This window comes from Methylobacterium sp. J-076 (assembly GCF_022829405.1).
Taxonomy (GTDB): Bacteria; Pseudomonadota; Alphaproteobacteria; order Rhizobiales; family Beijerinckiaceae; genus Methylobacterium.
In genome coordinates this window covers 1-1,138 of the sequence record NZ_JAKSXW010000097.1, presented here as the reverse complement: position 1 = coordinate 1,138, position 1,138 = coordinate 1, and the positions used below count along the sequence as shown (strand labels likewise).

The following is a 1,138-nucleotide window of genomic DNA, read 5'->3' as shown; positions in this document are numbered from 1 at the left end:
GCGTAGCTGTAGACGGCGGCGGCGGAGGCGACGGGCCCTGCGACGGTGGAGAAGACGCCGAGGACCTTCTGGACCTCGGTGAAGGGGGCGTTGGAGACGTAGAGCAGGTCGCGGTTGCGCATGCGGAAGGCCTGGGAGGTGAACAGGCTGTTGGGGTCGCGCATGTCGATCCGGTAGACCACCGGGACGAGGGGCGTGCCGGTGATCTTGGAGCCTGGGGCGAGGCGGCGCACGATCGCGGCGGGCTCGAACCGGAAGATGAAGGTGCCGGCCGGGTCGGCCTGGAAGTCGGACAGGCCGCGGGACTTGGCGAGCGCCTGGGCGAGGGTGATGCCGTCGGCGGAGAAGGGCAGTTCGGTGGCGTTGCCGAGGGCGCCGACGGCCAGGAAGGTCTGCGGGTCGCGCACCAGGGTGAGCACGTCGTTGGGCCGCAGGTAGATGTTCTCCTTGGGGTTGGAGACGACGGTGGTCAGCGGGACCGTGGCGGTGACCGGCCCGCGCGACAGGCGCACGAAGGTCTCGGAGACGGGGGAGCGCACGCCGCCGGCCGCGGCCAGGACGTCGAGGAGGCGGTCTCCGTGGCCGGTGAGGGGCAGGCGGGCGCCCGCGACGGCCTCGCCGGTGACGGTGACGGCCTGGGAGATGGGCTTGGTGACGGAGACGAGCACCTGGGGCTGGATGGCCTTGCCGGCGAGTTCGTTCTCGATGAGGGCCTGGACGTCCTGGGGCCTGCGGCCGGCGACGGAGATGCGGCCGGCATAGGGGACGGAGATGGCCCCGTCGCGGCCCACGGGCTGCTCGGGGATGAGGGCGGATTTGGAGCCGGCGGAGAAGCGGTCGGAGACGAGGGGGCCGGAGAACAGGCCGCCGGACCCGGCCTCCCAGATCGAGACGGAGACCATGTCGCCGATGCCGATGAGGGGCTCGGCGGAGGGGCGGTGGTCGCCGAAGGAGGCGAGCAGGCTGTCGAGGGGGCGCCCGCGCAGGGCCTCGATGACGGCGGGGGTGACGTCGATGATCTCGTAGCGGGCCAGCAGGCCGCCGCCGGCCTCGGGCACCTCCGCCCCCGCCTGGATCGCCGTGGCCGTCGGTCCCGCCGCGGGCAGGAGCGTGCAGCCCGACAACGCCGCCGCGGCGA

General features: G+C 73.3%; 1 protein-coding gene. It reads right to left on the bottom strand.

Going from position 1 to position 1,138, the window contains the following annotated elements; all coding sequences use genetic code 11:
* The coding region (locus tag MKK53_RS09215; protein ID WP_243928400.1) for a polysaccharide biosynthesis/export family protein at window positions 1-1,138 on the bottom strand (1,138 nt) is incomplete at both ends.